Raw genomic sequence first — 18,217 nt, 5'->3', positions numbered from 1 at the left:
GTTGGAGCCGCTATTCGAACTCAGCGACCGCCTTCACGTCGCCAATCGTCCAGATGCGGGCTCGAGAGGGAGAGTCGTCACCTGCCTCTCGCGCCATGCCCCGTGGCCCCTCTTCGGCATGGACATCAAAGCACACAGGGAAGCTGTCTCCCTGGGGTGTCGTCGCCCAGTTGAAGCGAACGTAGACACGGTCCCGGACGATGCTCCGCCCAGACAAGACGCTCTTGCCCGGCAACCCGACCCAGTGCCCGATGAGGCGGACTTCGACGGGGCCCTCGCCGATTGAAATGATCCGGGGATCTCCCATCGCGAAGCGCGCCGGCTGCTTGTCTCCGATATCGACTCCCCGCTTCTCCATGGCCGTCACCGCTCCCACCGGACACGGCTCCGGCGGCGGGGGCTGACGCACCTGCGGTCCAGGACACGCGAGCGCCGTGCATGCCGCCGCCGTGCTCACCGCACGGGCCATGACGCCCATGCCCTTCTTCGCGGGCTTCAAGGGGAGCTGAAGGGGCTGCGTGTCTTTCGGCGGCGTCGTCACGGTGGCTGATTCCTCCTGGAGCGTCGCGGGGAACGCGACGGCCGCGGCAGTGGCCTCCGGCCCGGTGGGAGCCGCGGCGCGGGCAGCTTGAGGCGACTTGCCAGAAGCCGCTACTTCCTGACGGACCCGTGACACCCCGGGACTTCGTGACGGCCAAAGCCACAGCGCCACGGCCAGCACCAGCAGCAGCGTCACGGCAATCCCCCACGGCGAACCGTGCGTGCGCGACGTCGGCTCCGGCTCGGTCCCCGGCGCTGACGGCGTCGCACGGGCAGGCGGCACCCGCCTCCCCCGGCGCGGCCGGTGCAGCGGCGCATGCATCCACCGGTCCTCGCTGTCCCTGCCCCCTTCCGTCGTCGCGGTGTCCTCACCGTAGGCGTCGCAGAGCGGCACGTCCCACGTCGCGTCCGCGTCCGCCAACACCCGCTCCAGCTCCGTCACGGCGGCCAGGGCGCTCATCGTGCGCGTCTCCGGCGTCTTCTCCAGGAGGCGCATGCACACGTCGCCCAGCGCACGCGGCGCCCGTGGATTCTCCTCGTGGGGCGGCACGGGCTCACGGCTCACCACGGCCTCGATGAAGCCGGGCTCGTCGGCCCCATCGAACGGCTGCCGCGCCGTCAGCAGCGAGTAGAGGACCAGGCCCAGCGCCCACAAATCATCCGACGGCCCGGCTTCGTACCGGGCGCCAGGTACGCGGACATGCTGCCGGAAGAAGCGCCACGCCTCCGGGGCGCGGTACTCCGGTGTCCCCGGCGGGAGGATGTCCACCGTCAGGCTCCGCGCGCCCTCGTAGTCGCCGATGCCGAAGTCCACCAGCTTCGCCACGCCGTCCGAGGCCCGCACCATGACGTTGGCCTCCTTCACGTCCCGGTGCAGCACCCCCACGGCGTGCGAGGCCCCCAGCGCCCGCGCCACGTCGAGCACCACGCGCGCCACCTGCCTCGCCGTGGGGTTCTCCTCCTCCGCCCAGACGTCCAGCCTGCGCCCGTCCACGTACTCCATGACGATGACGGCGAACCGCGGCGCCCCGGGCGGCCACAGGCCATACCCCTGGAGCCCCACCACATGGGGGTGGCGCAGCTTCAAGAGGATGGAGACCTCGCGCTCCACCCGCTCGCCCACGCGTGGCAGGTGCAGCAGCTTCAAGGCGAACGGCTGCCCCGCGTTGCGCGCGAGGTACACCGTGCCGAAGCCGCCCTGCCCCAGCGGGTGCTCCACCGTGTAGCCCAGCACCTCGGCGCCCGGTGACAGGATGGCGGGCGGCGGCATCATGACGTCCTCGCTTGGGGACTTCGGACCACTCGCATGCGCTCCTCCGCGCGACGCTGGGATGAACAGCCGCCGCGCCTTGCCGGTGGATGAAGGACACCCGGCCGGGTGTCGTCTGATACACCTCGCGCGGCACCTGGGACGTCCAGGTGTGCCTCCGGAACCACCTGCTCCCGAGCCGGTCCCATGAATGAAGAACTGGCCATCACCATCGGCAGAATTGCCCGCGCCGCCCGCGAAGAGCAGGGCCTGACCCAGGCCGAGGTGGGCCCTCGCGTCGGCCTGCTCTCCACCGTCTACAGCCGTCTGGAGCGCGGGAAGATGCTGCCCAGCGTCCCGACGCTCTACCGGCTGTGCACGGAGCTGAAGGTGTCCCCGGAGGACCTGCTGGGCCTCACCGGTCTGGTGCGAGGCCGCAAGGGCCAGCGCCCGCGCCCGCGTGAGGACGAGACCCCCGCCCTGCGGCGGCTGCTCTACCTGGCGCGCAAGCTGGACGCGGAGAAGCTGGAGGCGCTCCTCCACGTCGCCACCGTCCTGACCCGCTGAAGGCCGCTACCGCCTTGGAGGCGAGACGCCGAGCTCGTGCTCCTCCAGCCCTTCCGGGAAGAGGCCTCCCTCGCCGAACTCCACCGTGTCCCGCAGGCAGCTTCCCTCGGCCAGCACGACGCCCACCTCCTCGGACGCCTCGTGACGCCCGAAGCCCGGGGGGCGTTTCGCCAGCGCGGTCCGCAGCGCGGCGCCCATCTCCGCCGCCGTGGCGAAGCGCTCCGTCGGGTCGGCGCGCAGGGCCGTGTGCAGCAGCGCCTTCACGTCCGGCGAAAGCCCCGCCACCGCCGCCTCGACGTCCGCCGGACCGAACCTGGCGAGCAGGATGCGCATCTGCGTGAGCGGCAGGGAGGGAAGGATCTCAATCCGCAGGGGCGCCAGTCCGCTGGCGGCGAACCGCACGTCCTGCACGTCGAAGAGGTGCTTGCCGGTGAGCAGCTCCACCAGCAGCACGCCCAGGCTGAAGACATCGGAGCGCGGCGACAGCGGCTGCTTCTCCAGGTACTCGGGTGAGGCATAGGCCACGTCCCCCCGGACGAGGTTCATGGGGGACTCCTCGCGCCCCACCATCACCGAGTACGCCGCGCCGAAGTTCGTCAGCTTCACGCCGCCGTGCGCGCCCACGTAGACGTGCCGGGGGTTGACGTCGCGGTGGATGATGCCGAGCGGCCGGCCCGCCGCGTCCGTCAGGGTGTGCGCGTGGTGCAGCGCCTCCGCGAGCTCCGCGCCCACGTAGAGGCCGAAGGCCTCGGAGACAGGCCTGCCGCGCGCGACTCCGGCGCTGACCAGGGTCTCCAGCGAAGGCCCGTCCACGTGCTCCATGACGACGTGCAGGAAGTCCTCGTGCACCTTCCGAAAGTAGACCTGGGCGATGCCAGGGTGGTTGAGGTGGAAGGCCAACCGCACCTCCTCCATCAGGCGCTTGCGGCGCAGGTAGGTGGAGGGATTGGGCAGCCGGCGCACGAGACACAGGCCCGCCATTGCGCCGTCCGCCTCCTGTCGCCGACGGACCAGCATCAGCAGCTCCGCGGTCTGCATCCGCGCCAGCTCGCGAATGGCCTCGTACCGGATGCCATCGACGCAGAAGAGGAAGCGCGGCGCATCAGGCGTCGGCGGCGGCAGGCGCCGCGCGGGCTGGGGGCTACTTCCGCTGTCGGGGGTGGACGGGGACATGACTCCTCCGGGCATGAGCAGGGCGCGAGCGCGCCGCCCGGGGAGTCTCTATCGACAAGGCCTTTGAAGTCTACTGGGATGGACCTTTCAGGTTCACACCCGACCTGCGGTTCGCGCTCCCCTTCAGGCCGGATCCAGGTTCCAGGCACCCTCCTCCCAGCGCTTCAGTACCTCTGAGGCCTCGAACGCCGCCAACCCCTCCCCGCCCGCGGCATGCTCCAGAACGGCCTTCGCTTCGTCGGTTCTGTAGCGGAGCAGATACGCCGCCGCCGCGACTCGAACGTCCATTCTTGGGTGCTTCAGCAGAGCCGTGAGTGCCTCGCGACCTTCATCGCCGATCTCCCGGAGCTTCCTCATCGCGGCCTGGTACTTCTTCGCGTGCTTGTTCCCTGTCTTGGAGTCTCCCCTGAAGATTGCGTCAGTCTGCGCCTCCACGTGCGAGGCGAACTCATCGACGAGTGCCGCAGGCGTCATCGCCAGATTCCCTTCTTGATGTTCTCGATGCTGCGCAGGCCGAATGCCCGTTGTGCGTCAAGCGTCTGAGCACTCAGCCACTGCCTCACGGTCAGCGATTCCGAGCCGGTGATGAACGGACGTTTGGACGAAAAGAATGCGCTCACCAGGTTGTGAAGTGCCTTATCGAGGGAAACGACGTTCTCCGTATTGTGGAGCGACTGCGGCCCGAAGCGCGCCACGTTCCCGTTCGTTTGCTCCACGATGTGATGCCACTCCTTGCCCTCTCCAGCGGGCCCCATGGCTCGCTTGAACGACTTGAAGGACGAGTAGCCTTTCGGACCGCCTCCGCTCCCTCCGCCTGAGCCTGCCGCGTCGCCGGCCCGTTGGAGGATGATCGCCCCAGGCCCCGTGCTCAACACCGACGCCGCACGGCCCACTGGAACAACGACGCGCTCCAGCGCCAGAACTCCGTCCGCGGACAGTACGAGCACTGGCACCGTGGCCTCTACCCCCGCCGACAGGCCCGTCACCGTGCGTGTCGTTGCCGATGCCGCTCCCCAGGTAGCGAAGATGCTCGTCGTCAGCCGTGCCACCTCGCGAATCTGCTCTCCTTCCGTCATGTACTGGAAGCGCTCCCAATAAGCGGGCGACGATGAGATGAGCGCGGCCAGGCCGGTCGGCAGGTTGCTCAATGCCGCAAGGCTGTCCATGGGGCGGGAAAGCGCGTGTCCCAGTGCATGGTACAGATCCACAAAGGCGTCCTCGGCCCCGTCCACTGAGCGGTTGATGACGTCCGAGTCGTCGTACACCTCCGCAAGGGGCAGATGCTCCGACGCCTCAAGCTGCGCGTTCACGGCGCGGAAGACCCCATCCTTTCCGCTGTAGAAGCGCCCCAATTCGAAGCCGTTCGCGCGGAAGGCGCCGTCCCGCCACACAACGGGCGCCACCTTTTGCTGAGTGCGTCCAGTAAGGGCCCAGGCGAGGTAGCCATCCGGCCGGAGCACTGCCAATTGCTCTCGGGCCATCCTCGCCACCTTGCGAGCCAACTCCTCACGAGAGACCTCGCCTTGCTCCAGCACCTCCTGCAGGAGGAGGCCGGCCGCCATGCGTGGCGGAAAGGTGCCAAGGGTTACTGGTTTCTCCATCAACCGGCCCAGCACCTCCACCGCGTCATCCGGAGTGAAAGGGTTACGGTGCAGTGGAAGCTCATCCGGCTCGTCCAGCCCAGCTCGGATCAGCAGCTCCTCGAAGGGCTCCAAGTGCAGCAGGCCCATATCCAGTGCCTGCCGCGAAACCTTCCCGGAAGGAGCAATAAGGACCGTACCCACGGGTACACGCTGTCGAAGGACTCGCGAGCCTCCTCTTCCTGAGGCCGATTCCACACCAGCACAGCCTGCCAGCAGCAAGGCACAGCCCAGAACCGCGACACCTGCAAATCGCATCATCCACTCCAGGGCCGTTGCAATCATCGGAAAGGGGCTTTGGTGCTGACGTTGGAGCAGCTTGTCGAACAGTTCGCACAGAACGTGGTCGCGCAGAACGAGGCCATCTTCCGGGGAGATGCCAAGGCAGGGAACAAGCACGCCAGGAAATACGGGGCCGCTGTCGACAGGCTCTTCGCGCACGGCGATGCCGGACGCGACGCGCTCACCGTGCTGCTCAAGCATGAGCGAATGGACGTGCGCGTGATGGCCGCCGCCCATCTGCTCCGATATCGGACAGCCGAAGCCAAGGCGGTCCTGGAAGATGCCGCCAAGGGACAGGGAATGGTCCCGTTCGGAGCGCAGCAGGCCTTGAAGCGTTGGGAGGAAGGGACCTGGGCGCTCGATCCGGGTTAGCTCGCCTCACCCCAGCGTCTGCTTCAACTTCGCCAGCAGGTTGAGCGCGTCCAGCGGGGTCATCCGGTCGATGGAGGCAGTCCGGAGCGACTCCAGCACCTCCGCGTGCGCGGGAGGCACGGGCGGCGCGGCCACGGGAGCCGGCGGAGGCGCGCCCCCGAACAACCCCAACTGCCCCGCGTTCGCCGGAGCCGCGCGCTTCGTGGAGCGCACCGCCACGCGGGGACGGCCCGCGTCATCCAGCTCGCCGGACTCCAGGTTCAGGAGCAGCTCGCGGGCCCGCGACACGACCTCCGGCGGCAGGCCGGCGAGCTTCGCGACCTCGATGCCGTAGGAGCGGCTGGCCCCGCCGGGCACCAGCTTGCGCAGGAAGATGACCTTGCCGCCCTGCTCCTTCACCGCGATGCACAGGTTCTTCACCCGGGGCCGCTCGCGCGCCAGGTCCACCAGCTCGTGGTAGTGCGTGGCGAAGAGCGCCCGCGCCCCCACCTTGTCGTGGATGTGCTCCGCCACCGCCCACGCGATGGACAAGCCGTCGAACGTGGACGTGCCACGGCCAATCTCATCCAGGATGACCAGGCTCTTTCGCGTGGCGTGATGGAGGATGTGGCTGGTCTCCGTCATCTCCACCATGAACGTGGACTGCCCGCGCGCCAGGTTGTCCGCCGCGCCCACGCGCGTGAAGATGCGGTCGCACAGGCCGATGCGCGCCGCCTTCGCCGGCACGAACGAGCCTGCCTGCGCCATCAGCGCTGTCAGCGCCACCTGCCGCATCACCGTGCTCTTGCCCGCCATGTTCGGGCCGGTGATGACCAGGAGCTGCGCGTCCTCCGGATCCAGCCGCACGTCGTTGGGGACGAAGGACTCGCCCGAGCCCAGCATCCGCTCCACCACCGGGTGCCGGCCGCCGGTGATGGTCAGCCCCTCCCCTGCGTCCACCTGGGGCCGCGTGTAGCCGTACTCCGCCGCGCACCGCGCGAACGACACCAGCGCGTCCGCCGTGGCCACCGCCTCCGCCGCGGAGCGGATCCGCGGCGCCGCGGCGATGACCTTCGCGCGCAGCTCCTCGAACAACTGGAGCTCCAGCACCACGCGGCGCTCCTCCGCCGTGAGGACCTTCTCCTCGTACTCCTTCAGCTCCTCGGTGACGAAGCGCTCCGCGCCCACCGTGGTCTGCTTGCGGATGTAGTCCTTGGGCACCGCGTGGAGGTTCGCCTTCGTCACCTCCAGGTAGTAGCCGAACACCTTGTTGTAGCGGATCTTCAGCGAGGAGATGCCCGTGCGTTCCTTCTCCCGCTGCTCCAGCTTGAGCAGGTAGTCCTTGCCCGTGGTGGACAGCGCCACCAGGTCGTCCAGCTCCGCGTGGAAGCCCTGCCGGATGAAGCCGCCCTCGCGGATGACCACCGGCGGCTCGTCCGTCACCGCGCGCATCAACAGGTCCGCCAGCTCCGGCAGCGCGCCCAGCGGCCCGGCCAGCGCCTTCAAGAGCCCCGCGTCACACCGCGCGAGCGCCGCGCCCAGCTTGGGCAACTGCGTCAGCGACAGCCCCAGCGCGCGCAGGTCCCGCGCGTTGCCCGCGCCCAGCGACAGCCGGCCGCACAGCCGCTCCAGGTCGCCCACCTCCTTGAGCGTGGCCACCAGCTCCTCGCGCCACACGCTCTTGCCGGACAGCTCCTCCACGGCGTCCAGCCGCGCTTCGATCTCCGGCAGCGAGCACAGCGGCGCGGACAGCCAGCGCGCCAGCTTGCGCGCGCCCAGGCCCGTGGCCGTGCGGTCCAGCACGCCCAGCAGCGACCCCTTGCGGCCGCCGTCCCGCAGGCTCTTGAGGACCTCCAGGTTGCCCCGCGAGGACTCGTCCATCACCAGGCAGCCCGCGCGCTCCTGGCGCGACAGCCGGTCCACGTGCGCCGCCGGCGTCTTCTGCGTGTCCTTGAGGTAGCGCAGCGCCGCCCCCGCCGCCCCGGTGGCCAGCGGCGAGCCGTCCAACCCGAACGCGGACAGCGACTGCACGTTGAAGTGCGAGCGCAGGAACGCGGCGGCCCGGGTCTGCTCGAAGGCCGCGCCCTCGCCCTCCGCCACGGCCGGCGCGCGCGACAGCCGCTGGCACACCTGCGCCACCTCCGGCGCGTCCCGCATGCCCTGCGGCACCAGCAGCTCGCGCGGCTCCACGCGCGACAGGCCCTCCACCAGCTCCGACAGGCCCTGCGCCTCGAAGGTGTAGAACTCGCCGGTGGACGCCTCCAGCAGCGCCGCGCCGAAGCCCGTCTCGTTCCAGCACACGGCCGCGAGGAAGTTGCTGGCCTGCGGCTCCAGCACCTCGTCGTCCAGCACCATGCCGGGGGTGATGACCCGCGTCACCTCGCGCTGCACGATGCCCGGCCCCGCGCCCGGCTCCGTCACCTGCTCGCAGATGGCGACCTTGAGGCCGTGCTCCACCAGCTTCGCGATGTACCGGCGCGAGGAGTGGTACGGCACCCCGCACATGGGGATCTTGTCCGCGCCCTTGGCCCGGGCCGTGAGGGTGATCTGGAGCAGCTCCGAGGCCTTCACCGCGTCCTCGAAGAACATCTCGTAGAAGTCACCCAGCCGGAAGAAGAGCACCGTGTCCGGATGGAGCGCCTTCACCTCCAGGTACTGGCGCATCATCGGCGTCAGGGAGGCGATCTCCCGCGCACCCGCGGGGGCCTCACCCGTTCCGACTTCCGGAGTCGTGTCCTCGTCGGGCGGCATCACGTCCGCCGCCTTGCCTGTCTTCGTCTGCTGCGTCACCGCCATCCCCGACCTTCTCTCACGGCCTCACCCCCGGATCAACGAACCGGCGTCCCTACCTGGCGCGTATGCCTACCACCGGCGTCCGACATTTCGGCGGGCCCGTTTCCGAAAACGGTTTGCAGGCCCCGCGCCCCCCGGCAGGCTGCCCGGCGACATGGCGACCCCTCCTCAGACAACGTCCCGTCCTCCCGTCCCCGCCCTGTTCAAGGTGGCCCTGGCCCCCGTGCAGGCCTTCTTCCGGTTGGAGGCCAGCAGCGGCATCCTCCTGGCGCTCTGCGCGGTGGCCGCGCTCGCCTGGGCCAACTCCCCCTGGGGCGCCACCTACGCCGCCGTCTTCGACGCGCCCCTGCACCTGGAGGTGGTGGGCCACGGCGGCCACTTCACCTTCCGTGAGTTCATCAACGATGGGCTGATGACGCTCTTCTTCTTCCTCGTGGGGATGGAGATCAAGCGCGAGCTGTCCGCGGGCGAGCTGCGCACCTTCTCCCGCGCGCTGCTGCCGCTCATCGCCGCGCTGGGCGGCATGGTGGTCCCCGCCGCGCTCTACCTCTTCTTCACCCGGGGCACGCCCGCGCAGGGCGGCTGGGCCATCCCCATGGCCACGGACATCGCGTTCGCCATTGGCTGCCTCACGCTGGTGAAGGCGCGCGTGAGCCAGGGGCTGGTGGTGTTCCTCACCGCGCTCGCCATCTTCGACGACATCGGCGGCATCCTCGTCATCGCGCTCTTCTACGGCACGGGCCTGCACCTGGAGTGGCTCGCGGTAGCCGCGGGCCTGGTCGCGGTGCTCTGGGGCCTCAACCGCTTCTACGTGCGCAACGGGCTGGCCTACGCCGCCGCGGGCGCGGCGCTCTGGTACGCCATGCACCACGGCGGCATCCACGCCACGCTGTCCGGCGTGGTGCTGGGCCTGTGCATCCCCGCGCTGCCCACCCGCCCGGGCCGCGAGGTGCTGGAGGAGCTGGCGGAGTACATCCGGGGGCTGGTGTCCCAGCCGGACGACGAGAGCGCGCGCGGCGCGCAGCTCCTCCACATCGAGGAGGCGCTGGAGGACATCGAGCCGCCGCTCAACCGCTTCGTGCACCTGTGGCACGGGTACGTGGCCTACGGCATCGTGCCGCTGTTCGCGCTGGCCAACTCCGGCGTGGACGTGTCCGGCATGGCGCTGTCGGACCTGCTCAAGCCGCTGCCGCTGGGCATCATCGTGGGCCTCTTCGTGGGCAAGCAGTTGGGCATCTTCCTGTTCACCTGGGCGGCGGTGCGGGCGGGCGTGTCCCCGCTGCCCTCGGGCGGCAGCGTGGCGCAGCTTCACGGGGTGGCGGTGGTGGCCGGCATCGGCTTCACGGTGGCCCTCTTCGTGGCCGGGCTGGCGTTCGCGCAAGAGCCGGCCCTGCTGGCGGAGGCCAAGCTGGGCATCCTGGTGGGCTCGCTGCTCTCCGCCGTCGTGGGTTACGTCCTCTTGCGCTACGTGGCCCATCCGCCCCAGGCTTCCGCCCAGGCCTCACCATGAACCTCCAGGACCTCAACCGCATCCGGCAGATCGCCCTCATCGCCGCCCGCCACGGCTTCGGTGAGGTGACCGAGCGCGCGGGCGTCTGGCGCATGCTCGGCGGCCGCAAGGAGAAGGTGGAGGTCTCCGAGGAGGCGCGCCGTGAGTCCACCGCGCGCCGCTTCCGCCGCTTCCTGTCGGAGCTGGGGCCCACGTTCATCAAGCTGGGGCAGGTGCTCTCCACCCGCGCGGACCTGCTGCCCGCGGAGTTCGTGGACGAGCTGGCCACGCTCCAGGACGACGTGGAGGCCATCCCCCTGGAGCAGGTCCACGCGCAGATCCGCGACGCGCTGGGCAAGGACGTGCAGGAGCTGTTCGCCCAGGTGGATCCGGAGCCGCTCGCCGCCGCGTCCATCGCCCAGGTGCACCGCGCGGTGACGCTGGACGGCGAGGAGGTCGTCATCAAGGTGCAGCGCCCCGGCATCGCCCAGCGCATCGACGCGGACCTGGGCGTGCTGCGCTCGCTGGCGCGCCTCTTGGAGGCCGTGGTGGAGGAGACGGGCATCTACTCGCCCTCCGGCATCGTGGACGAGTTCGACCGGGCCATCCACGAGGAGCTGGACTTCATCAACGAGGCCACCAACATCCGCGCGTTCCTGGAGAACCACAAGGACCGCCCGTACCTCAAGATCCCGCGCGTGCACGCGGCGCTCTCCAGCCGCACCGTGCTCACCATGGAGTTCATCCGCGGGGAGAAGATCAACCCCGCCGCGCTGCCGGAGGCGGACCGCAAGCAGATCGCCCAGCACATCCTGGAGGCCAGCTTCCGCCAGCTCTTCGACGACGGCCTGTTCCACGGCGACCCGCACCCCGGCAACGTGCTGCTCATGGAGGGCAACCGGCTGGCGCTGCTGGACTTCGGCGTTGTGGGCCGGCTCACCCGCCCCATGCAGGAGACGCTGGTGATGCTGTGCCTGGCGGTGGCGCTCAAGGACAGCGACTCCGTGGCGCGCATCCTCTACCGCGTGGGCGTGCCGGACGCGCGCGCCAACCTGATGGGCTTCCGCAACGACATCGACTCCATCCTGGGCCAGCACCTGCCCACGACGCTGGGCCAGGTGGACGCGCGCACGCTCCTGCGCGACCTGCTGGACCTGGCCGTGAAGTACCGCATCCGCATCCCCAAGGAGTACGCGCTGCTGTCGCGCGCCTCCGTCTCCACCGAGGGCATGCTGCGCGGGCTCTACCCGGAGCTGAACATCCTGGAGGTCGCGCTGCCGTACGCGAAGGAGCTGATGGCGGGCCGCTATGATCCCACGCAGCTCCAGGGCGGCCTGATGCGCACGCTCCTGCGCTTCCAGTCCATGGCGCAGGACCTGCCTACGCAGTTGTCGCAGATTCTGCTGGACCTGGAGACGGGCAAGTTCAGCGTCACGGTGCGCGCGGAGCAGTTCGACAAGCTCAACGAGAACCTGCGCAGCGTGGCCGTCATCGCCTTCCTGGGGCTGTGCGCGTGCGGCTTCATCGTGGGCGCGTTCATCGCCTTCGCGCCCCGGCCGCCCATGTACGGGAACGTGCCGGTGCTGGGCATCGTCGGCATCGCGCTGGCGGCGGCCCTCTTCGGCGCGGTGCTCACCTGGTACCTGTTCGGCGGCCGGTTCGGGAAGGTCAGCGTGGCCCGCTTCCTCAAGAAGCGCAGGTAGTCCGGGTGTGACAACACCCCACCCCGGGCAGGAGCAGGCGGGGCGGGGAGCGCGTGTCACGCGAGCGCGAACGGATCCGTTGAGGGGTGCACAGTCAGGCGCGGCCCGGGTAGTCTGCGGGGCTTGTCGCTCCCCCCTCTTGCCCCCGTGCTCGACTTGTCCGCGAACCCATCCGCCGCCCGTCGTCCGTCCCGCGCCCCGCTGGCCACGTTGTTCGCGGCCGCGCTCCTCGCCACCACCGCCGGCTGCGCTGGCGGGCTCGATGACCCCGAGCGCTTCACCGGGGGCTCCAACGCCTGCGCCACCGGCACCACCGGCGCGAGCGTCATCCAGGCGCAGTGCTTGTCGTGCCACTCCACGGACGCCAACGGTTCGGCGGGCGGGGGCCTGGACCTCCAGGCGGCCGGCCTCCCCGGGCGGCTCTACACCACCAACGCGGCGTGCAACTCCAAGCCGCTGGCGGACAGCGCCAACCCGTCCCAGTCCTTCTTCCTGAAGAAGCTCACGTCGTCGCCGGGCTGCGGCGCGCAGATGCCGCTGGGCTCGGCGCTCAACGCCGCGGACACCGCTTGCGTCACCGAGTGGCTGGTCGCCGGAAAGCCGAGCTCCCCGTGATGACGCGCACCCGATACGCCTCCGCCGCGGCCCTCCTGGGCGCGGCCCTGCTGCTCGCCCCCGCCGTGGACGCCGCGCCGAAGAAGGCGTCCGCCAGGACGACGCAGTCCTCGAAGAAGAAGGCCCAGCCCGCGGAGGCGCGCCGCGTGGCGGTGCTCGCCTCCGGTCCGCACGCGGACGCCGCGCGCGACGCGCTGGAGGCGGAGCTCCAGCGCCGTCCGGCCCGCTACGAGGTCGTCCCAGAGTCCGCGGTGCGCGCCGCCGCCTCGCGCCTGGGCAGGGATCCGACGCAGCCCGCGGGCGCCGCCGCCGTGGCGAGCGAGCTGGGCCTGAGCGCGGTGCTGGTGGCGGACACGTCCACCGTGGGCAAGAAGCCGCAGGTGCGCGTCACCGTGCGCAACGGCAGGGACGGCAAGGCGCTGGCCTCGCCCGCCGCCGCGAAGCCCGCCACGCCGAAGCTGGTGCCCGTGGCGGTGAAGCGCCAGTGGACGGCGCTGGAGCGCGGCCTGCAGAAGTCCCGCGCGCCGGAGGCCGCCCCGGTGGCCCCCGCGCAGCCCGCCGCGCCGGTGGAGCCGGAGCCGGCGGTGACGCCGGCGGCGCCCATCACGCAGACGCCCGCGCCCGCGAAGTCGCCGGACCCGGAGCCCATCCGCAAGCCGGTGGCCCCGAAGCCCCGGGAGGACAAGGCCCCGGAGAAGACGGAGGACGCCCCGTCCACGGAGCCGGCGCTGGCCTCCTCCGCGCCCATCGTGGAGGGCGCGCTGGGCCTGAAGCTCCTCGGCCGGTCGCTGCGCTACAAGGACGACGTGTTCGGCGTGCTGCGCCCGTACACGCTGGGGCCGGACGTGGGCGGCTTCGCGCTGCCGGGCGCGCCCCAGGTGGCGGGGGACGTGACGGTCTACCCGCTCGCGGCCTTCCAGAAGGGCGCGCTGGCGCGGCTGGGCATCACGGGCTCCATCGATCAGTCCTTCGGGCTGAAGTCCACGGGCTCCACGGGCGCGGTCTCCTACCCCACCACGGCGCGCGAGTGGCAGGCGGGCCTGCGCTACGTCATCCCCTTCGGCGCGGCGCAGCAGCACGGCTTCGAGCTCACCGGCACGTACGGGATGAACACGTTCCGCATCGACGCGGTGGACGGCGAGCGGCCGTTGGACCTGCCCAACGTGGAGTACAAGACGGCGGGCCTGGGGCTGGGCGTGCGGGCGGCGCTGTCGGAGAAGTTCGACTTCAACTTCCGCCTGGGCTACCAGCACCCGCTGGACTCCGGCGAGCTGTCCTCGGACGCGTGGTTCCCGCGCATGTCCGCGGGCGCCGTCACGGGCAGCGCCACGCTGGCGTACCGGCTCAACCGCATCCTGGACGTGAGGCTGAGGGCGGACCTGCGCCGCTACTTCTTCAAGTTCAACCCGGAGCCGGGCGACCCGTACGTCGCCGGTGGCGCCGTGGACCAGTACCCCGGCCTGTCACTGCAGGTGGGCTTCCGCTACTGACCAGGTCGTTGCAACGCCAGGCGTTTCGCCCGATGCTGTCATACCGTGCGTGAAGTCGGCGCCGCCGGAGACCGGATGTCCAACCCTGTACGCGTCGTCTTTCGCAACCAGGCCAACGCGCCTGTGACCGTCATCATCAACGGCTATCAGAGCGCCGGCGGCGCCCCGACCCGCGTCTATTCGGGGCAGGTCACCGGGATGAGCGGGGTCTTCCAGGTGTCGGGTTACGCCACCTACTCCTGCTCCGCCTACGCGACGACGATGGTGTCCCCCGCGCTGGCCCCCCAGACGGATGTGTCCATCGTCTTCACCTCGGAGCAGACGCCATGAGCGGGATGCGAGTCGTCTTCACGCCGTTGCCGGGGCAGACCTATCAGGCGAGCATCAGGAAGCTCTCCCAGGGGCAGCCGCCCACCCAGGTGAAGGACGTGCAGGTCTCCAAGTCCGCGTCCACCGACGTCACCACGACGTTCTCCGGCGGCGCGGGTGAGAGCTACTTCATGCAGCTCTTCCCCTCCGGAGGGGCGCGGGCCATCTCCGGGACGGCGACCTTCTCCTCGGACGTCACCCTCACCTTCGGCGCGCTCTACACCGTCTTCGACGAGGGATGAGCGCGCCACCGGCTCCAGAGACGCCGTCGCTGTTCCTGGTGTCGCTGCCCCGCTCCCTGTCCTCCACGACCTGGCAGTGGGCGCGCGAGCTGTTGCGCCTCTCCTCCCCCGGTTGGGTGACGGATGGCGAGGTGCTCAACCTGGAGCGCTTCGGCTTCGCGTCCAACCCCGCGGCGGTGCACTTCCTGCGCCCGTCGGACGGCCCCGCCTTCGAGGCCGCCCGCGAGCACCTGGCGCACCTGGTGCGCCCCACGGGCTGGGCCTACAAGGACGTCACCCAGCCCTTCGTCGTCTCCGCCGCGCTCCGCCAACCCGGCGCCCTCCGCGTGCTGAGGATCCACCGCTCCATCGCGGACGTCGCGCTCGCCATGGGGGACCGGGGCTGGACCTATCCCGCGCGAGGCGTGCGCCGCGAGGATCCGGATGAGGCCCTCATCGAGGGCCTGCTCGACGCCCAGGAGGCGCTGGAGTCCATCCCCGGCCTGGTCGTGGACTTCGACGACCTGGTGATGGACGAGCTGGCGCTGCCCGCGTCGCTGCGGAGCCTCTATCCCGGGCTCGCCCTGCCCGACACCGTCACCTTCGACGAGGCCTTCCTCCGGGCGCGCGACGAGGTCCTCACGCGGCGCCGGAGCGAGCGGCACCGGGTCCTGGGAGATCGCGTGCTGGAGGCCGTGCGGCGGCGCGCGGAGGAGCGCCGTGCGTGCGCCGCGGACGCGCCCGGGACTTCCCCGCCGGCCGCCGGTCGCCGGAGCCGCCCGCGCATCCTCGTGGTGGGTGACGCCGTGGCCCCCACCGGCTTCAGCCGGGTCACCGAGAGCATCTTCCGGCGCCTCGCGCACGACTACGACGTGCACCAGCTCGGCATCAAGTACGCGGGCGGGGACCACGACCTGCCCTGGTCGCTCCACCCGGCCATCGACGCGCGCGGCGTCAGCCAGTTGCCGGAGCTGTGCGCCCGCCTGGAGCCGGACCTCGTCTTCCTCGTCAACGACATCTGGGTGCTCGGGGACCATGTCCGCGCGCTCGGCCGCGTGCCCGGACGCCACCGGCTGGTGGCCTACTGCCCCGTGGACTCCGGGCCGCTGAGCCCGGCCTTCCTCGCGGGGCTCCAGGGCGTCCACCGGCTGGTCGCGTACACCGCGTTTGGCCAGGGCGAGCTGAGCGCCGCCGCCGGAAGGCTCACCCCCGCGCCCACCTGGCCCCGGGTGGACGTCATCCCCCACGGCGTCGACACGGACGTCTTCCGCCCGCTGACGCCCGCGGGGCCGTCGCTCGTCGCGTCCCGCCGCGCCAGCCGCGCCGCGCTGTTCGGGACGGACGCGCTGGACGACGCCTTCATCGTCCTGAACGCCAACCGCAACCAGCCGCGCAAGCTCATCGACCTCACCGTGCGGGGCTTCGCCGCGTTCGCGCGGGAGCGCCCCGACGCCCGGCTCTACCTGCACATGGGCACCGAGGACGTGGGCTGGGACGTGCGCGGCCTGGGGGCGCGCTTCGGCGTCACCGACCGCCTCATCATCAGCACGGACCAGCGCTTCGCGCCCCGGCTGTCGCTCGCCCAGCTCAACCACGTCTACAACGCGTGCGACGTGGGCGTGAACACCTCCAGCAGCGAGGGGTGGGGGCTCGTCGCCTTCGAGCACGCCGCCACCGGCGCCGCGCAGGTGGTGCCCGGCCACACCGCGCCCGGGGAGCTCTGGGCGGGCAGCGCCGAGCTGCTCGACGTCGCGTTGACCTTGTGCCAGCCCCGCATCCTCACCGACGCCCACGTGCCGTCCGTGGACTCGCTGACGGCGGCGCTGACCCGGCTGTACGAAGACCGTGCGCACCTGGAGGCCCGCTCCCGGGCCGCCCATGCGCTCGCCACCCGTCCCACGCTCCGGTGGGACACCATTGCCCTGCAGTGGGCGCGCCTCTTCGAGGACGCGCTCTCCCAGGGCGGAGGCCGTCCATGAACACGCTCTACCAGCAGGCCCTCGCGGGAACCCTGGCTTCGGCCCCTACCGGCGGCATGCGCTCGCTGCGCTTCTGGAACAACCTGCCCGTGGACGCGCAGCTCTTCTACCTGGCCGAGGACGCGTCCCGCTGCCCCATGGGCGTCGTCCCCGCGGGCTACGCGGTCAACTTCTGGGTGGCCAACGGGGACTACATCAGTTGGTCCTGCCGCCACACGGGCTCGTTCATCGGCCTGTGCTCCATCACCTCCAGCACGCCCAGCGTCTTCTTCGGCCCCAACTCCATGGTGGCCCCCAACGACATCGGCCTGCCTCCGCAGCCCACCTCCGAGGTCATCATCCCGCCGGACTCCCCGCGCGTCCTCGTGGCCGCGGGCCTGCTGCAGAACCGCAACCGCACCATCCGGGAGCAGTACTGGCGGCGGCTGCCCGAGTCCTACACCATCGCCCCGGGCGAGACGCAGACGGTCAGCACCACGTCCACGTCGAACATGCAGCAGACGTCCTCGAGCACGGAGACCGTCTCCGCCTCGCTCGGCGCCAGCGCGAGCGCGGGCTGGGGGCCCATGTCCGTGGGCCTCTCCGCCAGCCTCTCCGCCAGCTCCACCAGCTTCCAGGAGGTCTCGCTCAGCACCGAGTACACCGCCTACGTCTCCGACACGCTGACGGCCACCGAGAGCTACACGCAGATGGTCATCAAGTGGCAGTTGATGGACATCGTCAGCGTGCTCTCTCCGGACGGCGTGGTGCTCTCGAGCATCGTCAACGGGCTGTCGCCAGTGGTGATGCAGGGGCCCTACAACGTCTCCGACCCTGCGACGCTGGGCGCCGCGAAGAAGGCCCTGAACCCGGCGCGCCCGGGCTTCCCCCGCACGCGCGTCGCCGCCCGCCCCTTCCAGCCCCGGGCCATGGCGGGCCGCGGGTGATCGTCGCGTACTGGAATACGCAGCGGGCCAGCGGTCTGCGGTCCCGAAACCTGGAACCCCAGGCCCGCTGCATGTGGTGCTGCCAGCAGATCCTCCAGTGGATCATCGCGACCGCCAACGCCCACCAGGCCCTGCCCTCGCTCATCTTCCTGTCGGAGGTGTCGCAGGGAGGAGGCGCGCTGGCCGAGTACCTCGGCTCGGCCGGCGGCTACCGGGCGCGCTACATCGCCGCGGGAGACCGGAACGACAACGCCAGCCCGTGCTCCTTCATCGTCATGTGGCAGGAGGAGCTGAACCCGGAGATCGAGATCGTCGGCGTCAGCCAGCGCCGGCCCATGGTGCGCGTGCGGCTGCGGGACCTCACCGTGGGGGGCGTCCACATCATCGCGAACTCCGACAAGGCCCCCGAGGAGATCTTCGGCGACATCACCGAGCTGCACACGGAGCCCAACCCCGCGGTGCTCATCGGCGACATGAACTTCCCCTGGACCCGCCTCGACAAGGCGCAGCCCGGCGACTCCCAGAGCCTGGAGGACGAGATCGCGGACCTCTACGACTGGGAGCCGGTCCACCCCCGGCTCCAGGCCACCTTCGGAAAGGTCTCGGAGACGGGCGGGTTCCGGACCCAGATCCTCGACTACCTGTGGAAGTCCGAGGACATCAGCCGCATCGACGCCATGCCCCCGTTTCCCGGCTACAACCAGTGGACGATGATCGACCACGCGCCCATCGCCTACCGCATCCACCTGAACGACGAGGACGAGCTGATGTCCGACGGCGAGGATGAGATGGGCGACGACGCGGCGGACACGTCCGCTTCGTGAGCGGCG

The 18,217-nt window shown here is 70.7% G+C and carries 16 protein-coding genes; 11 read left to right on the top strand and 5 right to left on the bottom strand.

Annotated features, from left to right (window positions below; all coding sequences use genetic code 11):
* Window positions 1–10: 10 nt before the first annotated feature.
* Entirely contained in the window at window positions 11–1,813 is a 1,803-nt protein-coding gene (locus tag K8612_RS23745; protein WP_223743017.1) for a serine/threonine-protein kinase, read from the bottom strand.
* A 183-nt stretch (window positions 1,814–1,996) separates the two neighbouring features.
* Here K8612_RS23745 and K8612_RS23740 point away from each other — a divergent pair, with 183 nt between their 5' ends.
* Window positions 1,997–2,356 (top strand): helix-turn-helix domain-containing protein, encoded by a 360-nt coding sequence (locus K8612_RS23740; protein WP_223743016.1) that lies wholly within the window; start codon window positions 1,997–1,999, stop codon window positions 2,354–2,356.
* A gap of 6 nt (window positions 2,357–2,362) precedes the next feature.
* On the opposite strand, the gene K8612_RS23735 is transcribed toward K8612_RS23740, so the two are convergent.
* From K8612_RS23735 to K8612_RS23725, 3 genes are all read right to left on the bottom strand, one after another.
* Window positions 2,363–3,529: a serine/threonine-protein kinase gene (locus K8612_RS23735; RefSeq protein ID WP_223763969.1), complete on the bottom strand. Its 1,167-nt coding sequence runs from the start codon at window positions 3,527–3,529 to the stop codon at window positions 2,363–2,365.
* Window positions 3,530–3,652: 123 nt separating this feature from the next.
* Complete coding sequence (locus K8612_RS23730; protein WP_223763968.1) at window positions 3,653–4,003, bottom strand: HEAT repeat domain-containing protein; 351 nt, start codon at window positions 4,001–4,003, stop codon at window positions 3,653–3,655.
* Window positions 4,000–5,259 (bottom strand): hypothetical protein, encoded by a 1,260-nt coding sequence (locus K8612_RS23725; protein ID WP_223763967.1) that lies wholly within the window; start codon window positions 5,257–5,259, stop codon window positions 4,000–4,002. The genes K8612_RS23730 and K8612_RS23725 overlap by 4 nt, the downstream gene beginning before the upstream one ends.
* A gap of 213 nt (window positions 5,260–5,472) precedes the next feature.
* Here K8612_RS23725 and K8612_RS23720 point away from each other — a divergent pair, with 213 nt between their 5' ends.
* Complete coding sequence (locus tag K8612_RS23720; protein WP_223764033.1) at window positions 5,473–5,823, top strand: DUF2019 domain-containing protein; 351 nt, start codon at window positions 5,473–5,475, stop codon at window positions 5,821–5,823.
* Window positions 5,824–5,829: 6 nt separating this feature from the next.
* Here the strand turns inward: K8612_RS23720 and mutS are convergent, their stop codons facing one another.
* Window positions 5,830–8,598, bottom strand: coding sequence for a DNA mismatch repair protein MutS (mutS, locus tag K8612_RS23715; RefSeq protein ID WP_223763966.1), 2,769 nt, complete (start codon window positions 8,596–8,598; stop codon window positions 5,830–5,832).
* Between the two features lie 151 nt (window positions 8,599–8,749).
* On the opposite strand from mutS, the gene nhaA reads away from it, so the two are divergent.
* The 9 genes from nhaA (at window position 8,750) to K8612_RS23670 (ending at window position 18,211) form a co-directional block, all read left to right on the top strand.
* Window positions 8,750–10,105 carry a Na+/H+ antiporter NhaA gene (gene nhaA / locus K8612_RS23710; RefSeq protein WP_223763965.1) on the top strand — a complete coding sequence of 452 codons (1,356 nt, stop codon included), beginning with the start codon at window positions 8,750–8,752 and terminating at the stop codon, window positions 10,103–10,105.
* Window positions 10,102–11,787 (top strand): AarF/ABC1/UbiB kinase family protein, encoded by a 1,686-nt coding sequence (locus K8612_RS23705; protein ID WP_223763964.1) that lies wholly within the window; start codon window positions 10,102–10,104, stop codon window positions 11,785–11,787. The genes nhaA and K8612_RS23705 overlap by 4 nt, the downstream gene beginning before the upstream one ends.
* A 123-nt stretch (window positions 11,788–11,910) precedes the next feature.
* Window positions 11,911–12,402 carry a cytochrome c gene (locus K8612_RS23700; protein WP_223763963.1) on the top strand — a complete coding sequence of 164 codons (492 nt, stop codon included), beginning with the start codon at window positions 11,911–11,913 and terminating at the stop codon, window positions 12,400–12,402.
* Window positions 12,402–13,892 carry a hypothetical protein gene (locus tag K8612_RS23695; protein WP_223763962.1) on the top strand — a complete coding sequence of 497 codons (1,491 nt, stop codon included), beginning with the start codon at window positions 12,402–12,404 and terminating at the stop codon, window positions 13,890–13,892. Before K8612_RS23700 ends, K8612_RS23695 begins: the two co-directional genes overlap by 1 nt.
* 75 nt (window positions 13,893–13,967) lie before the next feature.
* Window positions 13,968–14,222 carry a hypothetical protein gene (locus tag K8612_RS23690; RefSeq protein WP_223743006.1) on the top strand — a complete coding sequence of 85 codons (255 nt, stop codon included), beginning with the start codon at window positions 13,968–13,970 and terminating at the stop codon, window positions 14,220–14,222.
* Window positions 14,219–14,503, top strand: a complete 285-nt coding sequence (locus tag K8612_RS23685; RefSeq protein ID WP_223743005.1) for a hypothetical protein — start codon at window positions 14,219–14,221, stop codon at window positions 14,501–14,503. The genes K8612_RS23690 and K8612_RS23685 overlap by 4 nt, the downstream gene beginning before the upstream one ends.
* A complete protein-coding gene (locus tag K8612_RS23680) occupies window positions 14,500–16,461 on the top strand; it encodes a hypothetical protein (protein WP_223763961.1) in 1,962 nt (653 codons plus the stop codon). The genes K8612_RS23685 and K8612_RS23680 overlap by 4 nt, the downstream gene beginning before the upstream one ends.
* Window positions 16,458–17,387: a hypothetical protein gene (locus tag K8612_RS23675; protein WP_223763960.1), complete on the top strand. Its 930-nt coding sequence runs from the start codon at window positions 16,458–16,460 to the stop codon at window positions 17,385–17,387. Before K8612_RS23680 ends, K8612_RS23675 begins: the two co-directional genes overlap by 4 nt.
* A 71-nt stretch (window positions 17,388–17,458) precedes the next feature.
* Window positions 17,459–18,211 carry a hypothetical protein gene (locus tag K8612_RS23670; RefSeq protein WP_223763959.1) on the top strand — a complete coding sequence of 251 codons (753 nt, stop codon included), beginning with the start codon at window positions 17,459–17,461 and terminating at the stop codon, window positions 18,209–18,211.
* The last annotated feature ends 6 nt before the right edge of the window (window positions 18,212–18,217 follow it).

It is taken from the genome of Corallococcus sp. AS-1-6 (genome assembly GCF_020037015.1).
In the GTDB taxonomy this organism is placed as follows: Bacteria; Myxococcota; Myxococcia; order Myxococcales; family Myxococcaceae; genus Corallococcus.
This window is presented reverse-complemented; position numbering and strand designations above follow the sequence as displayed.

Bases quoted from the DNA above. Each gene is read 5' to 3' on its own strand.
- K8612_RS23745 (WP_223743017.1), bottom strand. From the start codon at position 1,813: ATGATGCCGCCGCCCGCCATCCTGTCACCGGGCGCCGAGGTGCTGGGC.
- K8612_RS23740 (WP_223743016.1), top strand. From the start codon at position 1,997: ATGAATGAAGAACTGGCCATCACCATCGGCAGAATTGCCCGCGCCGCC.
- K8612_RS23735 (WP_223763969.1), bottom strand. From the start codon at position 3,529: ATGTCCCCGTCCACCCCCGACAGCGGAAGTAGCCCCCAGCCCGCGCGG.
- K8612_RS23730 (WP_223763968.1), bottom strand. From the start codon at position 4,003: ATGACGCCTGCGGCACTCGTCGATGAGTTCGCCTCGCACGTGGAGGCG.
- K8612_RS23725 (WP_223763967.1), bottom strand. From the start codon at position 5,259: ATGGGCCTGCTGCACTTGGAGCCCTTCGAGGAGCTGCTGATCCGAGCT.
- mutS (WP_223763966.1), bottom strand. From the start codon at position 8,598: ATGGCGGTGACGCAGCAGACGAAGACAGGCAAGGCGGCGGACGTGATG.
- nhaA (WP_223763965.1), top strand. From the start codon at position 8,750: ATGGCGACCCCTCCTCAGACAACGTCCCGTCCTCCCGTCCCCGCCCTG.
- K8612_RS23705 (WP_223763964.1), top strand. From the start codon at position 10,102: ATGAACCTCCAGGACCTCAACCGCATCCGGCAGATCGCCCTCATCGCC.
- K8612_RS23695 (WP_223763962.1), top strand. From the start codon at position 12,402: ATGACGCGCACCCGATACGCCTCCGCCGCGGCCCTCCTGGGCGCGGCC.
- K8612_RS23690 (WP_223743006.1), top strand. From the start codon at position 13,968: ATGTCCAACCCTGTACGCGTCGTCTTTCGCAACCAGGCCAACGCGCCT.
- K8612_RS23685 (WP_223743005.1), top strand. From the start codon at position 14,219: ATGAGCGGGATGCGAGTCGTCTTCACGCCGTTGCCGGGGCAGACCTAT.
- K8612_RS23680 (WP_223763961.1), top strand. From the start codon at position 14,500: ATGAGCGCGCCACCGGCTCCAGAGACGCCGTCGCTGTTCCTGGTGTCG.
- K8612_RS23675 (WP_223763960.1), top strand. From the start codon at position 16,458: ATGAACACGCTCTACCAGCAGGCCCTCGCGGGAACCCTGGCTTCGGCC.
- K8612_RS23670 (WP_223763959.1), top strand. From the start codon at position 17,459: ATGTGGTGCTGCCAGCAGATCCTCCAGTGGATCATCGCGACCGCCAAC.